This is a genomic window from Mesorhizobium marinum, from assembly GCF_040813675.1.
Taxonomy (GTDB): domain Bacteria; phylum Pseudomonadota; class Alphaproteobacteria; order Rhizobiales; family Rhizobiaceae; genus Mesorhizobium_K; species Mesorhizobium_K marinum.
Window position 1 is genome coordinate 309,661 of record NZ_JBFOCI010000004.1, and the last position, 24,106, is coordinate 333,766.

Genomic DNA, 24,106 nt, shown 5'->3' on the forward strand with positions numbered 1-24,106 from the left:
GCGTTCGGCGACGGCGCGGGACGGCTGTGGACGGCCTCTATTCGGCGGCCTCGCGCGGCGCGGCCAGCCCGCCATTTTCGACGATGAAGCCGATGACTTCGTCGAGGCCCTTGCCGCGCGAGAGATCGGTGAAGCCGAAGGGACGCTTGCCCCGCTGGCGCGCGGCGTCACGCTCCATCACGTCGAGGTTGACGTTCACATAGGGCGCGAGGTCGCTCTTGTTGATGACGAGGTAGTCGGAGCGCGTGATGCCCGGCCCCCCCTTCCTCGGGATCTCCTCGCCCTGGCAGACCGAGATGACGTAGAGGGTCAGGTCGGCAAGGTCCGGCGAGAAGGTGGCGGCAAGGTTGTCCCCGCCGGATTCGATGAAGACGATGTCGAGGTCGGGGAACTTCCTGTTCATCTCGGCGATCGCCTGGAGGTTGATCGAGGCGTCCTCGCGGATTGCTGTGTGCGGGCAGCCGCCGGTCTCGACGCCCATGATGCGCTCCTCGGGCAGCGCCTGGAGGCGGGCGAGCATCATCGCGTCCTCGCGGGTGTAGATGTCGTTGGTGACGACGGCGATGGAATAGCGGCCGCTCAGCGCCTTGCAGAGCTTTTCGGTGAGCGTCGTCTTGCCGGAGCCGACGGGGCCTCCGATGCCGATACGAAGTGGACCGTTCTTCGATGTCATGCGGAAAATCCCCTGATGCCAAGCGTGAAGAACGCCGCGCCGATGAGCAGGCACAACGGCGAATAGTAGAACCTGTCGAGGCGGGCGAATGGCATTTCGGGCGTCAGGCGCCGCCAGGCCGGAGTGAAGCCGACAACGCCTCGTCCGAGGAACACCAGCGTGATGAAGAGCGCCGCCGGGCCGAGGACGAAGAACGGAAATGGGCTTGCGATCACGCCGCCGAGCACGAGCGCCACGGTCGCCGAAAAGCAGAGCGCAGCGGCGACGGCAAAGCTGGCAATCGGACCGGGCATGGCGTCGACCCCTTGAAAACCGGCGACGGTGCGCGCGCAGGAGGCGGCGTCGTTTCCTGGCCAGATGCCGCCCAGCCCCCAATAGGCATGCAATCCGGCGAGAACCAGCAGCACGCAAGCGAGCGCCACGGCCAACGCGGTCATGAGCGGAACAGCCTCGAGGATTGCGTCTCATGCTTCATCGCCGCGATCTCGGACAAAAGCGACGCGGAGCCGAGGTCGTCCAGCGTGGACCCATTCGCGCGCCGCGCCGCGTCGAGCGTCACAGGCTCCAGCGCCGCGACGACGGCCATCGCGCCCTGCTGGCCGGTGACGCCGAGACGGATCGCCGCCTGGATGAGATTTATCGAGAACGCCTGGAGCCATGCGGCGAGCGCGGCTTCGAGCGCAACGCCATGCGCACCGAGGATCGCTCCTGCCGCGACACAATAGGGGCAGTCGGCGGGCAGCCGGTCGAGCACCGCATGGGGCCAGGCGCACGCGGCGGCGACGAAGGCTGCGCCCTGCAGCATGGACTCGCGATGGCGTTCCGCCGATCCGGCCAGCGCCTCGGCGAGTTGGGCGAGTTCATGCAGGTCGCCGTCCCGTGCACGACGATGCGCCTCGGCGAACAGGACGGCATCGTTCCAGCCGGAACCGAAGGCGATCAGGTCGGAGAGCCATTCGCGCAGTGCCTCGGCGTCCGGCAGGCGGCCGTCATGCGCGGCCCGCTCAAGGCCATGGCTGTAGGAGAAGCCGCCGACCGGGAAGGCCGGCGAGAGGAAGGCCATCAGACGAAGCTGCGTGGCCGCCGCTTCAGGCATGATTGTGGCCGTAGTGCGGGTCGCCGGGCAGGCGCCCGTAAGCGTCGCGCTCGCCATGGCCATGGTGGTGGTCGTGATGGTGGTCGTGATGATCGTGGCCATGGTGGTCATGCCCGTGCGCATGGCCGGAATAGGCCCCGCGCACCGGCGAGAACGGCTCGACGACGTCGCTGACCGTCGCGCCCAGCCCCTCGAGCATCGCCTTGATGACGTGGTCGCGCAGGATGAGAATGCGACCAGCCGATATCGCGGCTGCAAGATGCCGGTTGCCGATGTGCCAGGCGAGTTCGGCAAGGTGGACGGAATCGCGGGCGCGGACATCGTAGAGTTCTTCCGGCGCCGCCGCGATCTCGACCTCCCCGCCGTCCTCCAGCACGAGCCGGTCGCCGTCGGCCAGCATCACCGCTTCGGGCAGGTCGACCAGAACCTTGGCGCCGTCGACGAGTTCGATCGCGCGCCGGCGCAGATGCCGCTCGTCATGGGCGAGCACGGCCCTGCCGGCGGGCTGACCTGCCGCGCTTCCGGCCGGCGCGACCGATACCGCACGCGGAAATTTCGTGAAATCGGTGTTCATGGAGAGCTTCATGCGGGGTCCGGTCGTCCTTGTTCCGGGACGATCATGCGCGCATTTGCCGGGGCTTGCCAAGTGCGCGCGGCCGATTGTGTCACGGAGTCGCAACTGCCCCAAGGGCGGCGGCCGCGCGCGTCAGCCGCGCCGCTCGGGATCGATGGTGAACAATTCCTCCGGCCGGCTGACACCGCGCAGCGCGTAGCGCCCGACCGAGACGAGCCGGTGCTGTTCGGGTTCCGGCAGGAACTCCCTGAATGCGGAGGAGAACAGCACTTCGCGATCGACCGACCGGCACATCGAGGCGATGCGGCTCGCCTCGTTGACGGCCTGGCCGACGACCGTGAAATCAAGCCGGTCCTTGCTGCCGATGTTGCCGTAGAAGACGTCGCCGATGTGCAGGCCGAGATAGATCGACGAAACCGGACGGCCGGCGGCCGCGCGCCGGTCGTTCAACTCGTCGTGCTTCAGCCGCATGCTGGCTTCGGCGGCGAGCGCGGCGGCGCAGGCGGCCGCCGGGTCGCCGGCGGTGAAGATGGCGAGCACGCCGTCGGCCATCAGCTTCAGAACATCGCCGCCGGCGGCGTGTACCGAGGTGATGACGATCTCGGCATAGTCGTTCAGCAGCGGAATGATTTCGTCGCTGCCGATGCGCTCGGTGAGCGCGGTGTAGCCCTGCAGATCCGAGAACCAGATCACCGCATTGATGCGCTCGGCGGCGCCCCTCGAGACCTTGCCCTTGAGCACGCGGCGGCCGGGATCGCGGCCGAGATAGGCCTCCACCAGCGATTGGGCGACGCGGGCAAGCGAGGCCGACTTGATGGCGAGGCCAAGCGTGGGAACCAGACGGCGGAGCGCCGTGATATCGGCATCGGAAAATCCGCCGGGCTGGGCCGTGGTCCAGCGCGACATGAAACAGTCCATCTCGCCGATGGCGGTCGCCTTGTCGAAACGCTGCACCATGGCGAACCAGTCCGTCTGGCCCTCCTGTCGCAGGTCCTCCAGCACGGCGAAGTCCGCCGTCTCGCCGAGATGCAGCCGGCGTCGCATTTCGCCCTCGCCGCTGTTGAACATCTGGTAGAAGGGGCTGGTCAGCCAGCCGGGCTCGCCGTCGCCTCCGCTGTTCGGCTCGTATTGCGACATCGGCGTGTCGAGAGGCCGGTCGCCGCTCCAGTAGAAGACGCGCCCCTCGTAGACCGGGTGAAGCGTGTCGATGATGGCGATGGCGCGCGTGACCGGCAGGCCGGCGGCCGCACAGCGTTCGCAGAAGCCATGGAGCAGGGCGATCTCGCCGTCGCCGGCAAGCCCGCGCTCCACAGTCCATGCGGTGATCGAGGCAATGTCGGGGTCGTTCATCGTGTTCCTCGCAGCCGGCCCGCGCAGGATGCGATGGAGGAGATTTTCGTTCAAGCCAGCCTGCGGCCGTCGGCGTCGAAACGGTAGGTCCGGGCGGGATCGGGCGTCACGTAGAGCGTTGAACCGGGCTCGGCATCGTAGACGCCGAAGATGCGCACGGTGAGCAGGCCCGCCATCTCCGTATCCACATAGAGATTGGTATCGGCGCCGAGGTGCTCGGCATGGACGACTGTTCCCTTCCACGCGCCGGATGCGGTATCGACCGTCAGGTGCTCGGGCCTGACGCCGACCGTCTTGGCCTGCGCTTCCCCGAGCTTCGCCGCGTCGATGAAGTTCATCTTCGGCGAGCCGATGAAGCCGGCGACGAACTCGTTCGCCGGCTTGTTGTAGAGGTCCATCGGCGCGCCGACCTGCTCGATGCGCCCGGCGTTCAGGACGACGATCTTGTCGGCCAGCGTCATCGCCTCGACCTGGTCGTGCGTGACGTAGATCATCGTCGCCTTCAGCCGGCGGTGGAGCTGGGCGATTTCGAGGCGCGTGTTGACGCGCAGCGCCGCATCGAGGTTCGACAGCGGCTCGTCGAAAAGGAACAGCTTCGGCTCGCGCACCACGGCGCGGCCGATCGCGACGCGCTGGCGCTGGCCGCCCGAAAGCTCGGCCGGGCGGCGCTCCAGATAGGGCTCGAGCGACAGCATGGCCGAGGCAGCGGCGACCCGCTTTTCGATCTCTTGGGCGGGCGTGCCGATCTGCTTCAGGCCGAGGCTCATATTGGCGCGGACCGTCAGATGCGGATAGAGCGCGTAGGTCTGGAACACCATGGCGATGCCGCGGTTGGCCGGCGGCGTCACGGTGACGTCGGCTCCGTCGATCATCACACGGCCCGACGTCGTGTCCTCCAGCCCCGCCACGATCCTGAGCAGCGTGGACTTGCCGCAGCCGGACGGGCCGACGAAGACGACAAATTCGCCGTCCTTCACCTCGAGGTCGATGCCCTTCAGCACGTCGACCTTGCCGAAGCTCTTCTTCACGTTGTCGATGGTCAGCGAGCCCAAACCGGCCTCCGCTCTTTGTTGTCGGGAACGTTCATTTCACGGCGCCGGAGGTGATGCCGCGGATCAGTTGACGCGAGAAGATGAGGTAGAGGACCAAGACCGGCAGGATGGCCAGCGACAGTGCCGCCAGCACCGCGTTCCAGTTGGTCACGTACTGGCCGATGAAGAGCTGGGCGCCGAGGGTGATCGTCTTCGTCGCCTCCGACGGCGCGAGGATCAGCGGGAACCAGAGGTCGTTCCAGATGGGGATCATTGTAAAGACCGCGACCGTCGCCATTGCCGGGCGCACGAGCGGCAGCACGAGGCGGAAGAAGATGCGGTATTCGCTGAGCCCGTCGATGCGGCCGGCGTTCTTCAGGTCGCCGGACACCTGCTTCATGAACTCGGACAGGATGAAGACGGCGAGCGGCAAGCCCTGTGCGGTGTAGACGAGGACGAGCGCCGTCAGCGTGTTGACCAGGCCGCTTGCCACCATCAGCTGCAGGATGGCGACGGTGCCGAGGCGGATCGGGATCATGATGCCGAGCGCCAGGTAGAGGCCCATCATCGTGTTGCCGCGAAAGCGGTACTCCGAGAGCGCGAAGGCCGCCATGGCCCCGAACAGCAGCACGAAGAACAGCGAGGCAACGGTGACGATCAGGCTGTTCTGGAAATAGAGGAAGAAGTCGCCCTGGTTGAGCACCGTCGTGTAGCCGATGAGATCGAAGGTCTCGGGCGTCGGCGGCGACAGCGGCGTGCGGAAGATCGCATTGCGCGACTTGAACGAGTTGATGACGATGACAACGACCGGGAACAGCGCGATCGCCGTGTAGGCGATGAGCGCGGCATGGGCGCCGATCGTGCGGGGAAGCGAGGAGGTCGCGCGGCTCATCCTGTCCCCCTCAGAACTGGTACCGACGCAGGCGCGTCTGGATGGTGAACAGGTAGATGCAGACGCCAGTCAGGATGATCAGGAACATCATCGAGGCGATGGTCGAACCCATGTAGGGGTCGCCGGCCTGCAGCTGGAAGCCGAAGAAGGTGCGGTAGAGGAAGGTACCGAGGATGTCGGTCGAGTAGTTCGGCCCGGCGAGCGCGCCTTGCGCCGAATAGATCAGGTCGAAGGCGTTGAAATTGCCGACGAAGGTGAGGATCGAAATGATGCCGATCGAGGGCAGGATCAGCGGCAGCTTGATCTTCCAGAACTGCGCCATGCCGGTGATGCCGTCCATCTCGGCTGCTTCGATGACCTCGTCGGGGATGGACAGCAGGGCGGCGTAGATCAGCATCATCGGGATGCCGACGAACTGCCAGACCGAGATCAGGCCGAGCGTGGTCAGCGCATACGCCTCCTTGCCGAGCCAGGGCGTGAACAGGCTTTTCAGCCCGACAAGGTCGAGCAGGTTCGGCGCGACGCCCCAGAGCGGCGACAGGATGAGCTTCCAGGCGAAGCCGACGATGACGAAGGAGAGGATCGTCGGGATGAAGATGGCGGTGCGGTAGAAGGCCGAGAAGCGCAGTCGCGGACTGGACAGCAGGGCGGCCAGCGCGATGCCGATCGGGTTCTGCACCACCATGTGGATGATGAAGAACCAGGTGTTGTTCCAGAGCGCGTTCCAGAAGGAGGCCGACCACCGCGGATCGCCGAACAGCGTGCGGAAGTTCTGCAGGCCCGCGAAGTAGCGCTGCTGGTTCTCGGCGTTGAACAGCGACAGCTGCAGCGTGCCGAAAAGAGGGATGATCATCACCGCCGTGTAGACCAGCACCGCCGGCGCGAGGAACGCGGCGATATGCCAGCGGACGGGTTTTCTTGCTTCGGTCGCCATGCGCGTCTCTCGCGCCTTCCCGGTTTCGTCAATCGTCAGAAACTGCGCCTCGCCCGCCTGACGTCAGCTTCGACGAGGCGGGGAGATGAACAAAGGCCACGACGGCGGCGCCCCGTCGTCCCCGAACTTCAAGAGGAGAGGGTAAGGGTGAGGGGCGGCGCCGGCAATCGAAATTGGGGGCGGGCGGCAATGCCCGCGCCCGTTCAGTCCAGAAAACCCTCCCCCGAAGGGGAGGGCCCGGGCTGGATCGTCAGTTAGCCGGCTTGTACCAGCTGTCGAGGCCCTTCTGCAGTTCGGCCGCAGCGGCTTCCGGCGTCTCCGTGCCGTTGATCACGTTGGCCGACTTGACCCAGGTCTCGTTTTCCAGGTTCGGCGTGCCGCGCGACAGGATCTGGTAGGTCGAGCGGATGGTCGGCTTGCACTTCTCGCGCCAGGAGACGAACTCCTGCGCCAAGGGGTCTTCCATCTGAACGGGAGCGGAGTTCAGGCTGAAGAAGCCCGGCAGCGCGTTGGCGTAGATGGAGGCGAATTCCGGCGAGGCAACCCAGGTGAGGAAGGTCTTCGCCGCGTCCGCATTGGCGCTCTTGGCGTTCAGGCCGATGCCGATGTCGTTGTGGTCGGAAATGTAGCAGGCGTCGCCGGCATTCCTGACCGGCGGTGCGAAGGCGCCCATCTTGAACTGCGCCTGCGGGTTGAACACCGAGATCTCCCACGAGCCCGAGGGGTAGATCGCGGCGCGGCCGAGCGTGAAGAGATTCTGGCTATCGGGATAGGATTGCGCCTCGAAGCCGTCGCCGAGATAGTCTTTCCACTTGGCGAGCGTGGCGAACGGCTCGACCCACTGCGGGTCGGTCAGCTTCTGCTCGCCCTTGATCAGCGCCAGACGGCCTTCCTCGCCCTTCCAGTACGTCGGGCCGATGTTCTGGTAGCCCATGGTCGCGGCTTCCCAGAGATCCTTGGTGCCCATCGCCATCGGGATATAGGTGCCGTCTTCCTTGATCTTGTCGAGCGCGGCGAAGAACTCGGCTTCCGTCGTCGGCACGGCGATGCCGAGCTGGTCGAAGGCGTCCTTGTTGTAGATGAAGCCGTGGATGACCGACGCCATCGGCACGCAGAAGGTGGTGGCGCCGTCGTCGGTCTGCCAGGCGGACTTGGCGACGTCGGAGAAGTTCTCCATGCCGGCAAGGTCGTTCAGGCTGGCGAGATGGCCCTTGTTGAAGAGTTCGAGCGACGCGTCGAACGGACGGCAGGTGATGAGATCGCCCGCCGAGCCGGCGTCGAGCTTGGCGTTCAGAGCGGCGTTGTACTCGGTCGGCGCGGACGGCGAGAACACGACCTTGATGCCGGGGTTCTTGGCCTCGAAGGCTGGGATCAGCTTCTCCTGCCAGATCGGCAGGTCATCGTTGCGCCAGCTCTCGATGGTGAGGGTCGTGTCCTGGGCGAAGGCCATGCCGGCGGTGCCCAGGATGCTCGTGCCGAGAAGCAGAGCCGTAAGCGTAACACGTGTCATCTTCAGTCTCCCTGTTGACCTTTCTCAGGTTCCTTTTGGCGGCTGCGGGTTCGGCCTAGGGCCTGGATCCGCTTCCCTCTAGAGTATGCAGCCTCGACGGAGCGGGACGCAGCCTGCGGCCAGCCTTGTCGAGCAGTCCTTCGGCCGCGGCGGCGTCCGCCGCGCCCGCTGCGATCAGGACGGCCGGCTTGACCCGTCCTTCCGTCTGTCCGAGCGCGGCAAGCGCCGTCGCTTCGTCGCAGCCCGTCACCGACGCGACCATGCGCGCGGCGCGGCCGCGAAGCTTGGCGTTGTCGGCGAAAAGGTTGACCATGTAGCCGTCATGGACATGGCCGAGATGGACCCCGGCCAGCGTGGACATCATGTTGAGCGCGATCTTCTGCGCCGTGCCGGCGCCCATGCGGGTCGAACCGGCAATGACCTCGGGTGGGGTGGAAAGCAGAACCGGGATCTCAGCGAACGAAAGCAGCTCCGAGCCGGCATTGTTGGCGATGGCGATGGTGCGCACGCCACGATCCGCCGCTGCCTTGAGCGCGCCCAGCGCATAGGGCGTCGAGCCGCTGGCGGAAAGAGCGATCAGGCAGTCGCCGGCGCCAAGCGCGGCATCGGCCACCTCGCGGGCGGCCCCGGCCGCGTCGTCCTCGGGCGCACCGGCCATGTCGTTCAACGCCGCCGCGCCGCCGGCAAACAGGATCACGATGCGGTCGCGTGATATGCCGTAGGTGCCCGGAAGTTCTAGCGCGTCGGCCAGCGCCATGAGGCCAGAGCTACCGGCCGCCGCATAGGCGAGCCGGCCGCCGGAGGCGAGCGTTTCCGCGACAAGCGAAGCGGCTGCGGCGATGGCGGGAATGGCGCCCTTGACGGCACCGGCCGCCTCGATCTGGGCGTCTGCCAGAATGCCAAGCACGGCGCCAGGTTCGCGCTCGTCCAGCCCTCCAGCATTCGCGTGCAGCGCTTCCGTCCGCTTTTCGGCCATCAGCCACCTCCTCTTCGGCGACAATACCAAAAAAATACCACTTGTCCAGCGCCGTCAACGAGTTGGTCGATTTCAACCGATTCAATCGGGCAATATTCGAGCAAATTCAATAAAGTACGACACATGATTGCCCCAGCGCTAAAATAAGGCTTGGCTATTGGTATTTTATTGGTATTATCCTCTTCATGGAGGATTTCCCGTGAAATTCGTAGTCGGCATCGATGGCGGCGGAACCGGTTGCCGGGCGGCGCTGGCGACTGCGGCCGGCCAGATCGTCGGGCGCGGCAAGGCCGGCCCGGCCAATATCCGAACCGACCTTTCACGTGCGCGGGAAAACATCGTGGACGCGGCGACGCAGGCCTTCAAGGAAGCCGGCCACGACCCTGCGCTGATCACCTCCACCGGCGCCGTCCTGGGGCTTGCCGGCACCAATGTCGGCACCTATGCGCAGCAACTCGAAACAATCCTTCCCTTCGCGCAGAGCCGCGTGGTCAACGACGCGCTGATCGCCCTCGATGGAGCCGTCGGCGAAGGCCGCGACGGCGCCATCGCGATCCTCGGCACCGGCACGGCCTATCTGGTGCGCCGCAACGGCAAGGCGCGCGCAGTCGGTGGATGGGGTTTCCAGGTCGGCGACCAGGGCAGCGGCGGGCGCATCGGCCGCGACCTGCTGGAGGAAACGCTGCTGGCCCATGACGGGATCAGGCCGGCCTCGCCCCTGACCGCAGAGATCCTCGCCGTATTCCGCGGCGACCCGCAGGATGTCGTCGAGTTCACGATCAATGCATCCCCCGGCGACTACGGCGGGTTCGCCCCCAAGGTCTTCGAGTACGCCTCCAGGGGGGATCCGGTTGCGGAGATGATCCTGGCGCGCGCGGTGGCCGCCGTCGAGGCGTCGCTCGCGGCGCTCGACCTCGACGAGGGCATGCCGCTCTGCCTGCTCGGCGGGCTGGCGCCGCTGCATGCAAAACGGCTCTCGCCGCGTTACCAGGCGCTGCTCAGGGAGCCCCGAACCGACGCGCTCGGCGGTGCGGTCGCAATGGCGGCCCGGCTCTTCGGCGGGACGGAACGCGCCGATGTCTGACGCGGCCGAGCGCATCTTCCAGGCAGTGCGCAACGCGCAGCAGAAGGGCGCGCCCCTCTACGTACAGTTGAGGAAGAGCATCGAGGACGCCGTGAATGCCGGCATCGTCGGACCCGGCGACGCACTGCCCTCCGAGCGCGATATCGCGATCAGGGCGGACGTTTCGCGCGTCACCGTGCGCAAGGCCGTGCAGGATCTGGTGCGCGGCGGCATCCTAGTGCAGCGGCACGGCTCCGGCACCTTCGTCGCGCCGCGCGTCAACCGCGTCGAGCAGCCGCTGTCGCGCCTCACGTCGTTCACCGAGGACATGGCGCGGCGCGGCATGACGGTGCGCTCCGAGTGGCTCGACCGCGGCCTCTATACGCCCTCGCCCGAAGAAATGATGACGCTCGGTCTCTCGCCCAGCGAACGGGTCGCCCGGGTGGCGCGCCTGCGCATCGCCGACGACACGCCGCTCGCCATCGAACGCGCCTCGCTTTCGGCCACGATCCTGCCCGACCCCGAGGCGATCGGCGATTCACTCTATGCCGCGCTCGAGAAAACCGCACACCGGCCCGTGCGGGCGATCCAGCGGCTTTCGGCCAAGAACCTGAGCGAAGCCGAAGCCCGGCTGCTCGGCGCCTCGCCCGGATCGGCGAGCCTGAACATCGAGCGCATCTCCTATCTGGCGACCGGCAAGGTCGTCGAGTTCACCCGCTCCGTCTACCGGGGCGACGCCTATGATTTCGTCGTCGAGCTCAGGCTCGCCGACACGGCCGAAGGAAAAGACCAAGCGTGACCGATACCTATATGCGCCAGGAAATCCTGGAGATCCCCGACGCAGCGGCGCGGCTGCTCGACGCCGGCGACGGCGTGATCGCCGCGGCCGGTCGCCAGCTGCGAGCGCTCTCGCCACCCGTTGTGACGACGGTTGCGCGCGGCTCGTCGGATCACGCAGCATCCTTCCTGAAATACGCGACGGAGCTGACCGCCGGCGTGCCCGTTGCGTCCGTCGGTCCGTCCATCGCGTCGATCTACGGCGCGAAGCTGAAGGTCGGCGGCACCGCCTGCCTGACCATCTCGCAGTCGGGCAAGAGCCCCGACATCGTCGCAATGGCACAGGCCGCGCGGGCCGGCGGCGCGCTGACGATCGCGATCACGAACACGGCCGGTTCGCCGCTCGCCGAAGCCTCGGACCACGCAATCGACATCCTGGCCGGCGAGGAGAAAAGCGTCGCCGCCACGAAAAGCTTCGTCAACTCGGCCGTCGCCGGACTGCTGCTGCTCGCGCACTGGACAGGCGACGACGCCCTGCACGCGGCCTTGCGCAACCTGCCGCAGCATCTTCGCAACGCCGTCGACTGCGACTGGATGGGCATCGCCAAGGCGCTGACCGGCGAGAACTCCCTGTTCTTCCTCGGCAGAGGCCCGTCGGCCGCGATCGCCAACGAGGCGGCGCTGAAATTCAAGGAGACCTGCTCCATGCACGCCGAGGCCTACAGCGCGGCCGAGGTGATGCACGGGCCCCTCGCGCTGGTCGGGCCGGGTTTCCCGGTGGTGGCGCTGGCGGCGCGCGACGCGTCGGAGCGGTCGATGGCCGAGGCCGCCGACCTTCTCACCGGCAAGGGCGCATCGACGTTCATCACGTCGGCGCTGGCCGAGAAGGCGGCAAAGCTACCCTTTGCGGCGACCGGACATCCGCTCACCGATCCCCTGCCGCTGATCGTGTCCTTCTACGGCTTCGTGGAGGCGTTCGCCAGGCAGCGCGGCCTCAATCCGGACCAGCCGCCGAACCTGCGCAAGGTGACGGAGACGATATGAGCGCCGATCTCGCCCTCGCGGCAAAACGCATCTTCGACGGCGAAGGCTGGCACAAGGACGCCGCCCTCGTCATCCATGGCGACACCGTCGAGGCGGTCGTCCCGCGGACACAGATACCGGAGAGCATTGCCGTCTCCGACGCGGGCGCGATGCTCGTGCCCGGCTTCGTCGACCTCCAGGTCAACGGCGGCGGCGGCGTGATGCTCAACGACCATCCCGACGTCGGCGGCATCGAGACGATCTGCCGGGCGCATGCGCCGTTCGGGACCACCGGCCTGTTGCCGACGCTGATTACCGACACGCCCGAGATCACCGCCGAGACGATCGCGGCGGGCGTCGAGGCCGCACGCCGCAAGGTGCCGGGTTTCGCCGGCCTTCATCTCGAGGGGCCGCATCTTTCCATCGCCCGCAAGGGCGCGCACGACCCGAAGCTTATCCGGCCGATGACGGAGGCCGACCTTGCCCTGCTGATCAGGGCGCGCGCGAACCTGCCCGCGCTGCTGACGACCGTTGCCCCGGAATCGGTCACGCCTGAGCAGGTTGCGGCGCTGACCCGGGCGGGCGTCGTCGTCAGCCTCGGACATACCGACGCGACCTGCGCCACCGCGCGCGCCTATGCCGAGGCCGGCGCCGCCATGGCCACGCACCTTTTCAACGCGATGAGCCAGATCGGCAATCGCGAGCCGGGCATGGCCGGCGCGGCGCTCGACGACGGCAGGCTGTCGGCCGGACTGATCGCCGACGGCATCCATGTCGATCCGTCGACCGTCGCCATCGCCGTGCGCGGCAAGCGCGGCCCCGGGCGCATCGTGCTCGTCACCGACGCCATGGCGACGATCGGCACGGACATGACCAGCTTCACGCTGAACGGGCGCACCATCCACCGCAAGGACGGAAGGCTGACGCTCGCCGACGGCACGCTCGCCGGCGCAGACCTCGACATGATCTCGGCCGTCCGCTTCATGCATCGCACGATCGGCCTCAGTCTCGACGAGACCCTACGCATGGCGTCGCTCTATCCGGCTGGCATCATAGGCCGACCGGTGGGCCGCCTGGCGCGCGGCTCCGCCGCCGACGTGATTGCGCTGTCGGACGACCTGGAGGTCCGCAGCGTCTGGATCGGCGGGAGCCGGACACACCCGGCCTGACGCAGACCGGCATACCGCAAAGAAGAGGCCCCGCCGGCGAACCGGCGGGGCCTTTGTCATCGAGACGTCGTCCCTACTGGATCGTCTGTCTCTGCTTGGGGTCCAGCAACTGGGGAAGGTTCGGGTTGATCTGCAGCTTGCGGCAGTTCGGCGGCGTGCCGACCGTGCCGCGCGGGCAACGCTCAACCTCGATCTTCACGCAGCGGCCGTTGCGCAGGATGGTCCCTCTCGGGCACTCGACCTGCCGCTTGCGGCACTCGCCGTTGACGAGGCTTGTTCCCCGCGGGCAGACGCAACGTCCGTCCTTGGTCCGGATCTGACCCGGCAGCAGACGGCACTGCGGAGGCTCCACCTTGCGGCACTCGCCCTTCTCAAGACGGGTACCGCGTGGGCAGACGCAACGCCCGTCATTGGTCCGGATCTGGCCGGGAAGCAGACGGCACTGCGGGGGCTCCACCTTGCGGCACTCGCCCTTCTCAAGACGGGTACCGCGTGGGCAGACGCAACGCCCGTCATTGGTCCGGATCTGGCCCGGAAGCAGACGGCACTGCGGGGGCTCCACCTTGCGGCACTCGCCCTTCTCAAGGCGGGTTCCCCGCGGGCAGACGCAACGCCCGTCGTTGGTCCGGATCTGGCCCGGCAGCAGACGGCACTGCACCGGTTCGTCCCGACGGCATTCGCCGCGCACCAGGCTCGTCCCACGCGGACAGACACAGCGCCCGTCCTGGGTCCGGATCTGGCCCGGCAGCAGCCTGCACTCCTCCACCGGCGGCGGCGGAGGCGGCGGCGGGGGCGGCGTGCCGTCATCGACCGGACGGCACTGCCCGTTGCGGTAGGTCGTGCCCTGCGGGCACACGCAGCGGCCAGCGTCGTTCATGACGAAGCCGGGCGAGCATTCCTGCACCGGGTTGGAGATGGTGAAGGGATGGCACGCATAAGGCACGTCATTGGGCCGCCCGGTCGTCGTCGGGGCTTCCGACATCATCCGTTCGGCGGTGGCGACCGGCGTATTCGGCGGAACCACGCCGACGCAATTGCGCGCCGAAAGCGGTTCCTTCGCGTTGGCCAGCGCGCCACCCTCCGGAATGATCACGGTCACGTGGTGGACCCGGGATTCGCCGGCGCCCAGCGTCAGGTCGGTGACGCAGGACATAGGCAGCGTGGTCGGCTCGGGCGAACAGCCGAACGGCGGCTCGATCGAGACGATTTCCACACCCTCGAGACGGCCGAGGCCCTCCACGCCGATCGCATCGCCGATGCGGACAGGGCCGGAGAAGCCGGTCTCGCCGCCGTCGAACGTGATCTCGAACGTGCAGGGTTCGCCCATGCGGCACTCCGTGTCGCCGGTCTTCTCGACGTTGACGGAGGTATTGCCACCGCCTTCCGCGCAGGCCTCGCCGAACGGATAGACGATGTCATTGCCGGGGGCCGGCCCCCAGTTGCCGCGTGCGCAGTTCTCGAAACGGCCATAGGTCGGCGCCTGCACCGTCACGTCGAAGTGGCGGCTGGTGCCGGGGGTCATGACCGCCCCAGGGATTTCGCACGACAGCGTGTTGGCCGGAACCGGACCGCAGGTCCACTCCGCGCCGTCGGGCGTGACGGTGAGGATCTGGACAGGCGTTCCCGAGCCGATGACCGTAGCCGCGTCATGGACGCGAACCGGGCCGGTCGGCGCGGTGGTGCCGACGCTGACGACGGTGATGCGGCAGGACACCGGAGCTCCGAGAGCCGTGGCCTGTTCGCAGGTCTTCAGGATGCGCAGCGCCGGCTGGCCGGGCTCGCGGTTGGGAATGCGCATTTCGGCGCAGTCCCGGTTGTTGGTGAGGTCCGTCTCGTCCGGGATGGGCTGCACTTCCGCGCAGTTGCGGATGAGGTCGCCCGGATAGTTGTCCGAAACGACCGCCGTCACGGTGATCGCCAGGAACCCGCCCGGAGGGATCACAACGCCAGCGTTGTCGCAGCGGAACTGCGCCGGACCGTCCGGACCGCAGACCCACGGCGGCGTCGGCTCGAATGACGAGGAGACCGGCGCACCCGTAGGATAGGTGTCGATCACCGTCAGCGGACCGACATAGTTTTCGTCGCTGTTGTTGAAGATGCGGATGACGAAATGGCAGACGCCATCGGCCGTACAGGACAGCGACGTCGCCTCCTTGTCGAGACGGAGGTCGGGCCGCTTGTCATCGACCGGCGGGTTGCATCTCGGATCGCCCGGGAGGCAGATCGGGATGCGCGCGCAATCCCTGTCGTTCTCGGTCGAGCCGAAGACTTCCGGGAAGCCGCTTGCCGTGTAGTCATACTCCGCGCAGTTGCCGATATAGGGCGCTTCCCAACCGGGTCCGGGCGCGAAGCCGAGCTTGAGATCGACAAACTCGCCGGGGTTGAGAGTCGTGGCAGGGTGCGTACAGACCATCGGGCTGACCATCGGCGGGCAGGCCCAGGGCGCGTTCGGCCCCGAAACCACCGGCGCGTTGCCGGGCGTCGTCACTTCTTCGAGCACGATCGGCCCGTTGTAGGGGGCGTCACCGACATTGGTGACCCGGATGGTGAAGTTGCAGGGGCCTTCAGGCAGGCAGAAGGCGTCGTCGGCCCGCTTGAGCACCTCGATGTCGGGTTCGCCGCGTTCCGGCGGGCATTCGAGATCCTCCGGAATGACGATGTCGACAACCTGCGTGCAGCAGAGTCCGACGCCGTCGGCAGGCCGGGCATAGGTTTCGATGCCGGTGACGATGAGGTGGATGACATCGCCCGGCAGGCCGCCGGTGATGGTCCAGTTGAGCACCCCGCCGCCGATCGGCACGAGCTGCGCCATCGGCGCGACATCGATGCCGGGCGTGGTGGTCCTCACCTGCACCCACTTGCCGCCAAGCTCGGGGCCGACAGGCATGTGGTAGATGTAGGCGCCGCCACCGGGAACGCAGTCGACTTCGCCGATCTCGACCTTGAAGCACTCCTCGCCACCACCCGGGGGAGGCGGCGGAGGCGGAGGCGGCGGTTCGCAGTCGGTGACGTCGATAAGGATCGAGGTCGGCTCGCCGGTCTCGAAGTCGCCATCGTCGGGCAGCGCCGGATCGTGCGAGGGCACCTCCTTCGAACCGATGTCAGGGCCGAGAGTGATCGTCACGAAGCCCTGGTTGTCGACCATCGTCGGCGCCGGAAACGCCGCCTGGTCGATCTTCGCGGTGATGACGATGTCGATGTAGCGACGGTCGGGCTCGCCCGAGGCGTCGAGGTCGGCAGTGGTCAGGCGGAAGTCGGTGATCTCCGCCGTGTCGTTCGGATTGGCGACCGTCGAGACGGTCGGTGTCGGCAACGGGCCGCCGACGGCGTCGGTGCCGTCACCGGATGCCTGGACATCGACGATCTCGAGGCCGGCCGGAAGCGTGTCGCGGAAGTCCATCCGGACATTCTGCAGATTGGCCGTGAAGGCCGGGTCGAGGAACTTGGCCGGATCACCCTGGGCGCCGAAGCGCAGGCGATAGACGACATAGTCGCAGTCGCGCTGCTCGCCGGTCTTCCAGAAGAACGGTTCGGCCTCGCCCGGTTCGGGATGGACCGTCGGGCCGTGATCGACGTCGAGGCCCTCGTCGGCCGGTTGCGCCATCGCAGCCGGCACGCCTTGCATGGCGGCGAGCGCGAGCCCGGCCGCCATCAGCCAGCGCGCCGGGCGCCTGGCGAATGACAGGGGTTGCATGATCGTCTCCATGAACGTTGCGTTTGCGCTCGTCGCGAGCGGCGAATGGTGAAGAGCGTTCATCTCATCCTCCCTCACGGCTCGCAGCTTTCGAAGGGCGTATCGAGCGGGACCACAACCTTGCAGCAAGGATAGTAGCCGCCAGCGTCCGCGTCGGACTGCCGGTAGAAGCAGAGGCCGACATCAACCCTGTCGCCCGGGAAGAAGCCGCTCATTCCGATGGTGAAAGGAGCGCCCGGAGGCTGGGTCTGCTGAAGCGGACTGACGAAAACGCCCGGCGTCCTGGAATCGGCCTTGATCGAGTCGCCGCCGATGCCCGCAACGTCACGGAGGTAGATGTCGGCCTCGAGCCCGGCCGGCGTGCAGTAGTACTCGACCGCATCGACGTCGATGCAGGGTGGAAAGTTGCCCGGAGGCGGGAAGCCCGGAGGCCAGTACGGATCCGGATAGTCGCCGGGATAGGGGATGCCGTCATAGTAACCGGCGCGCCCTTCGCAGGGACGCCAGACCTCGACGTCGCCGACATGGCCTTCGACTTCCGGGTCCTCGAAGAACCCGTCGAAGTCGACGAACCACGACCCGAAGGGCGGTTCGTTCTGCGGCCGCACCAGCATTGTCGAGTTGATCTGCACGCCGTGCACAGCGAGCGGTCCGCCCGCGGCGAGCTGGTCGGCGAGCGCCGGATTGTCACGCAGCTTGTCGCCGGTGGCGACCAGCGTGGCCGAGCAGGCGTTGGGATTGAAATATCCCTCGCTGTCATAGCCGTATTGCAGGTCGAGACCGCCGGCCGCCTGGCGATGCCCTTCCGGGAAGCCGATGGCGTATTTCTGCGGCACCGGCACCCAGATCGATTCGGTGGCCGGATCGTCCGGGCTCTCGCGCCAGTAGCGCAGCACCTCGCCGTCGCCGGAATCGGCGAACTGCGAGTAGTCGTAGCGGTTCTCGATCTCGCCGCGCTGCGCCAGGTACATGAAGCCCTGGCCGTCGAACGCGATGTCGGTGACGGCGAGATCCTCCTCCGCGTCGACCGTCAGCTCCCAGCGCGGGTCGCCCGCGAAGTCGCCGTCGGGCGCGATCCCGATCGACCATATCTCGGCCTTCTCGCCGACGGCGTAGTAGACGCGGCCGCCATGCACGCCGACGCCCCAGACGGCGCGCTCCTCCGGCGTGATGCCCCAGGTGTCGGGGTTCTCGCTGTCGAAGGCGGCGCCCTGGATGTCCATCACCGCGCCATCGTCGGCGACGGCGGCGAGGCCCCGCGTCGGCCGGCCGTCGACACCATGGTCGAAGGCGTCGAGCACCGTTCCGTCCGCCGCGATGCGGTGGATGAGGCCGGTGTCGAGATCGGAGGCGAAGAACTGGCGGTGCACCTTGTCGAAGCTGACGTCGCCGATGCCGGGGCCGCTGTTGCCCTCGATCGTGGTGAACAGCGACACGGCGCCGGTCTGGCCGTCTATCCGCCAGATCGCGCCAGGCGAGCCGCCATTCGCCTCGGCGAACTGCCCGTCCATGAAGGTGGCGCCTGCCTTGCCGCGGCGCTCCCGCTCCGGCCGTCCGTCGCCGTCGGCGTCGGGCGTGACAATGCGGATGCCGTGCAGGGAGGTCGCGCCGGCGAAGAGGTCCGGTACGCCGGAAGGCGTTCCGTCGCGTACGCCGTCGTCATAGGTCAGCGCAAAGACCTGGCCGATCTGGTTGGCCAGCACCTCGAAGGGCTGCGGCGTGTAGACCAGTTGACCCGACGGCGGACCGCCGAGCGCCGACACGTCGAAGATGCGCAGCGTCGCGCGCTGCGTGTCGATGAAGGTCTCGTCGACCGGATCGACGCCCGGAGGCAGGCCTTCCTCGATCCCGGGGATGATCGTCCCGGAAAAACCGGTAACGGCCATGGCGCCGGGATTGATGATCTGGCCTTCCTGCGCGCGCGCCGGCACGGCCGCAAGCATGCTTGCGCCGAGCGCGAGCGCAAGCAGGGCGCTGCCGCCTGCCAGCCTTGCACTGAGACCTTCGATTTTCAGGTTGCAAACAAGCGAACGCAGGTCGCCGCGGCTGCGTGGCATGATGCTCATCCTCCCCATGCGGGTCGGCGAAACTGCCTGCAGGTACGCGCGGCAAGGAGCTAAGCGCACGGCGCCGGCACTTTCGCCCTTTGAGTTCCTTGCGGAACCCCTCGAAGGGAGCATAGGCCGTGCGTTACGTTGGGTCAATTGAATCGGGACGGCATCCGCCGCGCCGGGCCGATGGCCCCCGCGCCGGATGCCGGATGTTCCCGCTGACCCCGACAATGTGTGTCTGGTCATGGGCTTTCCTTCTCCATTCCGGGCCGCACCATTGCGGCGCCTTGGCGTCAGTCGCGCCGGAAGGAGGAAAGGTTCATCACAATGTCGTCGAAGATGCTGACGGCTCTATGCACGCTCCAGTGCAAGCGCGATGCCCTGGCCGACGCCGATGCACATCGTGGCCAGCGCGAGCTTGCCGCCGCGCTCCCTGAGCTCCAGCGCCGCCGTTCCGGAAATGCGCGCGCCCGACATGCCGAGCGGATGGCCGAGCGCGATTGCACCGCCGTTGGGGTTCACATGCCCGGCGTCCTCCGCGATGCCGAGTTCGCGCAGCACGGCGATGCCCTGCGAGGCAAAAGCCTCGTTGAGCTCGATCACGTCGAAGTCGGCGGGCTTGATCCCGAGCCGCGCGCAGAGCTTGCGCGTTGCCGGCGCCGGGCCGATGCCCATGATGCGCGGCTCGACGCCCGCCGCCGCGCCGCCGAGAATCCTGGCGATCGGCGTCAGTCCGTATTTGCCGGCCGCGGCTTCGGAGGCGACGATGAGAGCGGCCGCGCCGTCATTGACGCCCGATGCATTGCCGGCCGTCACCGTGCCGCCTTCGCGGAACGGCGTCGGCAGCCTGGCCAGCGCCTCCAGGCTGGTGGCGCGCGGATGCTCGTCCTTTTCGACGATGACCGGTTCGCCCTTTCGCTGGGGGATGGTCACCGGCACGATTTCCTTCGCCAGCCGGCCGTTTTCCTGCGCGGCGGCCGCCCTGGCCTGGCTCCGCACGGCAAAGGCGTCCTGGTCGGCGCGCGAGACCGAAAACTGGTCGGCCACGTTCTCTCCGGTCTCCGGCATGGAATCGATGCCGTACTGCCGCTTCATCAGCGGGTTCACGAAACGCCAGCCGATGGTGGTGTCGTGGATCTCGGCGTGCCGCGAGAACGCCGCATCCGCCTTCGGCATCACGAACGGCGCGCGCGACATGCTCTCCACGCCGCCGGCGATCATCAGTTCGGCCTCGCCTGCCCTGATGGCGCGCGCGGCGATGGTCAGCGCATCCATGCCCGAGCCGCACAGGCGATTGACCGTCGAACCCGGCACGTCCTTCGGCAGGCCGGCGAGCAGGAGCGCCATTCGCGCGACGTTGCGATTGTCCTCTCCCGCCTGGTTGGCGCAGCCGTAGACGACATCGTCGACGGCGGCCCAGTCCACGCCGGCGTTGCGGGCGAGCAGCGCCTTGAGGGGGATCGCTGCCAGGTCATCCGTCCGGACTGGCGAGAGGGCACCGCCGAAACGGCCGATCGGCGTGCGGATGTAGTCGCAGATGAATGCTTCGGGCATGATCCTGTCCTTGCCGGGGCTGGCCGGCTGTCGTCCGGCGGTTCCAGTGCCCCCTCATGCGCCACCGGGGGCACGCCGGCAAGTCCCGTTGCGTCCGGTCTCGGACAGGCTCGCCGGCCTGAAGGACGAATTGTTGTCGACGCCCTGTCGGGGTTGCCCTAACTCTTTCGTCCTCGATGAAGGAGACCCGACACATGATCTATGCCGTCCTCTGCTATGCTTCCGAAGATGCCGTCGCCGCCTGGAGCAAGGAGAAGGACGACGAGGTCATCGCCAACCTCGTCGCCATCCAGAAGCGCTATGCGCAAGCCGGCCGGCTCGGCCCGGTCGCAAGGCTCCTGCCGACGACGGCGGCGACGACCCTGCGGAAGACCGGGAACGAGACTCTGATCCTCGACGGCCCCTTCGCCGAGACCAAGGAACAACTGCTCGGCTTCTACACCATCGACTGCGCGAACCTCGACGAGGCCGTCGCCTTCGCGCGCGAACTCTCCGAGGCCAATCCTGCCAGCGGCTCGTACGAGATCCGACCGGTCGGCCTCCTCAATCCCGTCGCGCCCACACTATGACCGATGTCGCCTGGATAGGTCCCCTGCTCGCCGGAGCGAGGCCCCGCGCGATTGCGGCGCTGCTGCGCTACTTCCGCGACCTCGACACGGCGGAGGAAGCCTTCCAGGACGCCAGCCTGCGTGCGCTCAGGACCTGGCCGCGCAACGGCCCGCCGCGCGACCCGACCGCCTGGCTGATCTTCGTCGGCCGCAACAGTGCGATCGACGGGGTGAGACGGCGCTCGAAGGACGCGCCGCTGCCCGACGAAAGGGTGCTGTCGGACCTGGACGACGCGGAAGACGCGATGGCCGACCGGCTGGACGGGGCGGACTACCGCGACGATATCCTGCGGCTGCTGTTCATCTGCTGCCACCCGGACCTGCCGGCAACGCAGCAGATCGCGCTCGCGCTGCGCATCGTGTCCGGGCTGACGGTCAGGCAGATCGCCCGCGCCTTCCTCGTCGGCGAAAGCGCCATGGAGCAGCGCATCACCCGCGCCAAGGCGAAGATCGCCAATGCCGGCGTGCCGTTCGACGTGCCCGGTCCGGTCGAGCGCTCGGAGCGGTTCGCCGCCGTCGCGGCCATGATCTACCTCGTCTTCAACGAGGGCTATTCGGCAAGTGGCGGCGACGTCGCGATGCGCCTGCCGCTGTGCGACGAGGCGATCAGGCTGGCCCGGCTGCTGCTGCGCCTGTTTCCCGCCGAACCGGAAATCATGGGACTGACGGCGCTGCTCCTCCTGCAGCATGCGCGCGCCGACGCGCGGTTCGACGCGGACGGCTCGGTGATCCTGCTCGAGGACCAGGACCGCGCGACGTGGAATGCCAACGACATCGCCGAGGGGCTCGCCCTGGTCGACAAGGCGATGCGTCACCGCGCCCCGGGACCCTACCAGATCCAGGCGGCGATCGCGGCGCTGCATGCCCGCGCGGCCCGGGCCGAGGATACCGACTGGCCGCAGATCGACCTGCTCTACGGTGCGCTGGAGGCGATGCAGCCGTCGCCGGTCATCACGCTCAACCGGGCGGTTGCAGTCTCGAAGTCCCGGGGTCCGCAGGCCGCGCTCGACATGATCGAACCGCTGGCGCCGAAGCTGTCGGGCTATTTTCACTTCTTCGGCGTCAAGGGCGGGCTCCTGATGCAGCTCGGCCGGAACGAGGAAGCGCGCGACGCTTTCTGCAAGGCCATTTCGCTCGCCAATTCGGCGGCCGAGGCCGCCCATATCCGCATGCATCTCGACCGGCTGGCCGCCGGGGCCTCCGACACGCCGGTCCGCCGGGCCCCGACGCCGGCGTCCTGACACCGCGCTCCTGACAGCTCCTGAAAAAAAGTTCCGGCGCGATGTCGCAGCAGGGCTGCGCCATTCGTCTAGGGAGAATGGATACAAAGCTGCAGGAGGTCATGATGAATGTCCATGTCGACGTCGACGCCGAATTCCCGGTCGAACGCGAGCTTGTGCTGGAGCGCGTGCTCGACGCCCCGCGCGAACAGGTCTACCGCGCCTGGACCGAACCGAAGCTCCTGAAGCAATGGTTCGCGCCGAAGCCATGGACGACGCCCGGCGCCGCGCTCGACGTCAGGCCCGGCGGGTCGTGCCTGATCGTCATGCGCGACCCCGACGGCAACGACCATCCGAGCCGCGGCGTCTACCTCGAGGTTGTCGAGAACGAGAAGCTGGTCTTCACCGATGCCTTCAGCTCGGCATGGGAGCCTGCCGAAAAGCCGTTCATGACGGCGATCGTCACCTTCGAGGACATCGGCTCGGGAGCCGAGCGCAAGACCCGCTACGTCGCGCGCGCCCGCCATGCAAGCGTGGAAGACCGCGAAGCGCACGAGCAGATGGGCTTCCACCAGGGCTGGAGCCAGTGCGCCGAGCAACTCGCCGAACTGCTGGCCAAGCTCTAGCGCAAGGCTGCCTGGGCGGCCGGCGGCGCCGGCTGCCCGTTCATTCGCCGATCGCCAGTACCGGCCCCGGCTGGCTCAGGCCCTGCAGCGTGTCGGCCGGTGCGCCGCCGATCAGGGCGATCAGCGAGCGCGCCAGTTCGCGGCCTGCATGCCGAACGTCCTCGTTGACGACGTGAAGCTGCGGCCGGAACAGGTGGAGCAGGCGCGCCGACTGCTTCGAGACGATGTCCACGTCCGACCCGACCTTCAGGCCGGCGTCCTCGAGCCCGGCGACCAGCGCGAAGGTCGCGCCGCCGGCGCCGCTGACGATGCCGTCCGGCCGGTTCGGCCGCTGCATGATCTCCAGCGTGCGGGCGCGGATCTGTTCGATCGAATGATCGACGTTGACGCCGTTGAACGGCACTTCGGCGAAACCGAGCTCGGCCATGGTGTCGAGAAAGCCGTTTCGCATGTGGTCGTGATAGGACAGCACGGAAGGCGGGGCCAGCAGTGCAAGCCGCCTGCGGCCGAGGGAGGCCAGCTTCCTCACCGCGTCGCGTGCGAAGGCATAGTTGTCGAAGTCGAAGAAGGCATGCGGCGCGGCGATCTCCGTGCGGCCGTGCGTGGCGAAGGGAAAGCCGTGCTCGAGCATGTAGCGCACGCGCTTGTCGTCGGGCTCGGTGCGCGAGATGATGATGCCGTCGGCCGAGCCCGTCTCGACCACGTAGCGGACCGGCTCGAGCGGATCGTTGGTGCGCGAATAGGGCGTCACGATCAGATGGTAGGGCGTCTGCGCCAGATGCTCGGAGATGCCGTAGATCATGTCCGAGACGAAACCGCCGATCTGCTCCTCGGTGTTGAGAACGAGGCTGATGACATTCGTCTTGCCTGTCCGGAGACGAACGCCCGCCCGGTTCGGACGGTAGCCCACCTGGCGCGCCACCAGCTGCACGCGACGGCGCGTCTCCTCGCCGATCTCCGGCGCATCCTTCAGGGCGCGCGACACGGTGGTCACGCCAAGACCGGTCATGAAGGCGATGGTCTTCAGCGTCGGACGGCCGCCGCTGCCCGCGCCGGCGTCGCCGCTGGCGGTTTCCGCTCTCTTAAGGTCTGCTGGCTCGTCCATGATCCCCGCCCCTACATCGCGCATTTCCGACGCAACGGCAACTTCGCCAGCATGAACCCGCACAGGTTTCATCGCAAGCTGTAACGTTACAATGAATGCCCAGGAGCGGCGCGCGCAGTCCGGCAACCGGCGACTTCCAGCGCGGTGACCGGCCCCTAAGGCCACCCCCGGATTTTGCAA

At 67.5% G+C, this 24,106-nt stretch carries 21 protein-coding genes; 7 read left to right on the forward strand and 14 right to left on the reverse strand.

The features are described from left to right. Window positions 1-37: 37 nt before the first annotated feature. The 10 genes from ureG to ABUE31_RS15285 all read right to left on the reverse strand — a co-directional run bounded on the left by ureG (window position 38) and on the right by ABUE31_RS15285 (window position 9,036). Window positions 38-673: an urease accessory protein UreG gene (gene ureG, locus ABUE31_RS15240; RefSeq protein WP_367724513.1), complete on the reverse strand. Its 636-nt coding sequence runs from the start codon at window positions 671-673 to the stop codon at window positions 38-40. Further along, window positions 670-1,110: a DUF3995 domain-containing protein gene (locus ABUE31_RS15245; RefSeq protein ID WP_367724514.1), complete on the reverse strand. Its 441-nt coding sequence runs from the start codon at window positions 1,108-1,110 to the stop codon at window positions 670-672. Before ABUE31_RS15245 ends, ureG begins: the two co-directional genes overlap by 4 nt. Next, window positions 1,107-1,769, reverse strand: coding sequence for an urease accessory protein UreF (locus ABUE31_RS15250; protein WP_367724635.1), 663 nt, complete (start codon window positions 1,767-1,769; stop codon window positions 1,107-1,109). The genes ABUE31_RS15245 and ABUE31_RS15250 overlap by 4 nt, the downstream gene beginning before the upstream one ends. After that, entirely contained in the window at window positions 1,762-2,355 is a 594-nt protein-coding gene (gene ureE / locus ABUE31_RS15255; RefSeq protein WP_367724515.1) for an urease accessory protein UreE, read from the reverse strand. The genes ABUE31_RS15250 and ureE overlap by 8 nt, the downstream gene beginning before the upstream one ends. A gap of 120 nt (window positions 2,356-2,475) precedes the next feature. Beyond that, on the reverse strand, window positions 2,476-3,693 hold the full coding sequence (locus tag ABUE31_RS15260) for an adenylate/guanylate cyclase domain-containing protein (RefSeq protein WP_367724636.1): 1,218 nt from the start codon (window positions 3,691-3,693) through the stop codon (window positions 2,476-2,478). Window positions 3,694-3,743: 50 nt separating this feature from the next. After that, window positions 3,744-4,745: an ABC transporter ATP-binding protein gene (locus ABUE31_RS15265; protein ID WP_367724516.1), complete on the reverse strand. Its 1,002-nt coding sequence runs from the start codon at window positions 4,743-4,745 to the stop codon at window positions 3,744-3,746. Window positions 4,746-4,776: 31 nt separating this feature from the next. Further along, window positions 4,777-5,616 (reverse strand): carbohydrate ABC transporter permease, encoded by an 840-nt coding sequence (locus ABUE31_RS15270; RefSeq protein WP_367724517.1) that lies wholly within the window; start codon window positions 5,614-5,616, stop codon window positions 4,777-4,779. 10 nt (window positions 5,617-5,626) lie between these two features. After that, on the reverse strand, window positions 5,627-6,550 hold the full coding sequence (locus tag ABUE31_RS15275) for a carbohydrate ABC transporter permease (protein WP_367724518.1): 924 nt from the start codon (window positions 6,548-6,550) through the stop codon (window positions 5,627-5,629). Window positions 6,551-6,800: 250 nt separating this feature from the next. After that, window positions 6,801-8,060, reverse strand: a complete 1,260-nt coding sequence (locus ABUE31_RS15280; RefSeq protein ID WP_367724519.1) for an ABC transporter substrate-binding protein — start codon at window positions 8,058-8,060, stop codon at window positions 6,801-6,803. Between the two features lie 55 nt (window positions 8,061-8,115). After that, window positions 8,116-9,036: an N-acetylmuramic acid 6-phosphate etherase gene (locus ABUE31_RS15285; protein WP_367724520.1), complete on the reverse strand. Its 921-nt coding sequence runs from the start codon at window positions 9,034-9,036 to the stop codon at window positions 8,116-8,118. A gap of 199 nt (window positions 9,037-9,235) precedes the next feature. Here ABUE31_RS15285 and ABUE31_RS15290 point away from each other — a divergent pair, with 199 nt between their 5' ends. Genes ABUE31_RS15290 through nagA form a run of 4 tightly spaced genes read left to right on the forward strand, consistent with a single transcriptional unit; the run spans window position 9,236 to window position 13,068 of the window. Beyond that, a complete protein-coding gene (locus ABUE31_RS15290; protein ID WP_367724521.1) occupies window positions 9,236-10,120 on the forward strand; it encodes a glucosamine kinase nucleotide-binding domain-containing protein in 885 nt (294 codons plus the stop codon). Beyond that, entirely contained in the window at window positions 10,113-10,898 is a 786-nt protein-coding gene (locus ABUE31_RS15295) for a GntR family transcriptional regulator (protein WP_367724522.1), read from the forward strand. The genes ABUE31_RS15290 and ABUE31_RS15295 overlap by 8 nt, the downstream gene beginning before the upstream one ends. A gap of 11 nt (window positions 10,899-10,909) precedes the next feature. Further along, window positions 10,910-11,920 carry an SIS domain-containing protein gene (locus ABUE31_RS15300; protein ID WP_367724637.1) on the forward strand — a complete coding sequence of 337 codons (1,011 nt, stop codon included), beginning with the start codon at window positions 10,910-10,912 and terminating at the stop codon, window positions 11,918-11,920. Next, the gene (nagA, locus tag ABUE31_RS15305) at window positions 11,917-13,068 is read left to right on the forward strand and encodes an N-acetylglucosamine-6-phosphate deacetylase (protein ID WP_367724523.1); all 1,152 of its coding nucleotides are present in this window, start codon (window positions 11,917-11,919) and stop codon (window positions 13,066-13,068) included. Before ABUE31_RS15300 ends, nagA begins: the two co-directional genes overlap by 4 nt. 73 nt (window positions 13,069-13,141) lie before the next feature. On the opposite strand, the gene ABUE31_RS15310 is transcribed toward nagA, so the two are convergent. The 3 genes from ABUE31_RS15310 to pcaF form a co-directional block, all read right to left on the reverse strand. Continuing rightward, the gene (locus ABUE31_RS15310; RefSeq protein WP_367724524.1) at window positions 13,142-16,825 is read right to left on the reverse strand and encodes a DUF7929 domain-containing protein; all 3,684 of its coding nucleotides are present in this window, start codon (window positions 16,823-16,825) and stop codon (window positions 13,142-13,144) included. An 11-nt stretch (window positions 16,826-16,836) separates the two neighbouring features. Further along, window positions 16,837-18,819, reverse strand: coding sequence for a hypothetical protein (locus tag ABUE31_RS15315; RefSeq protein WP_367724525.1), 1,983 nt, complete (start codon window positions 18,817-18,819; stop codon window positions 16,837-16,839). Between the two features lie 345 nt (window positions 18,820-19,164). Then, window positions 19,165-20,367 carry a 3-oxoadipyl-CoA thiolase gene (pcaF, locus tag ABUE31_RS15320; RefSeq protein ID WP_367724526.1) on the reverse strand — a complete coding sequence of 401 codons (1,203 nt, stop codon included), beginning with the start codon at window positions 20,365-20,367 and terminating at the stop codon, window positions 19,165-19,167. Window positions 20,368-20,561: 194 nt separating this feature from the next. On the opposite strand from pcaF, the gene ABUE31_RS15325 reads away from it, so the two are divergent. From ABUE31_RS15325 to ABUE31_RS15335, 3 genes are all read left to right on the forward strand, one after another. After that, window positions 20,562-20,936: a YciI family protein gene (locus ABUE31_RS15325; protein WP_367724527.1), complete on the forward strand. Its 375-nt coding sequence runs from the start codon at window positions 20,562-20,564 to the stop codon at window positions 20,934-20,936. Beyond that, window positions 20,933-22,216, forward strand: coding sequence for an RNA polymerase sigma factor (locus ABUE31_RS15330; protein WP_367724528.1), 1,284 nt, complete (start codon window positions 20,933-20,935; stop codon window positions 22,214-22,216). The genes ABUE31_RS15325 and ABUE31_RS15330 overlap by 4 nt, the downstream gene beginning before the upstream one ends. A 104-nt stretch (window positions 22,217-22,320) precedes the next feature. Continuing rightward, complete coding sequence (locus ABUE31_RS15335) at window positions 22,321-22,821, forward strand: SRPBCC family protein (RefSeq protein WP_367724638.1); 501 nt, start codon at window positions 22,321-22,323, stop codon at window positions 22,819-22,821. Window positions 22,822-22,861: 40 nt separating this feature from the next. On the opposite strand, the gene ABUE31_RS15340 is transcribed toward ABUE31_RS15335, so the two are convergent. Continuing rightward, entirely contained in the window at window positions 22,862-23,926 is a 1,065-nt protein-coding gene (locus ABUE31_RS15340; RefSeq protein WP_367724529.1) for a LacI family transcriptional regulator, read from the reverse strand. Window positions 23,927-24,106 lie beyond the last annotated feature (180 nt).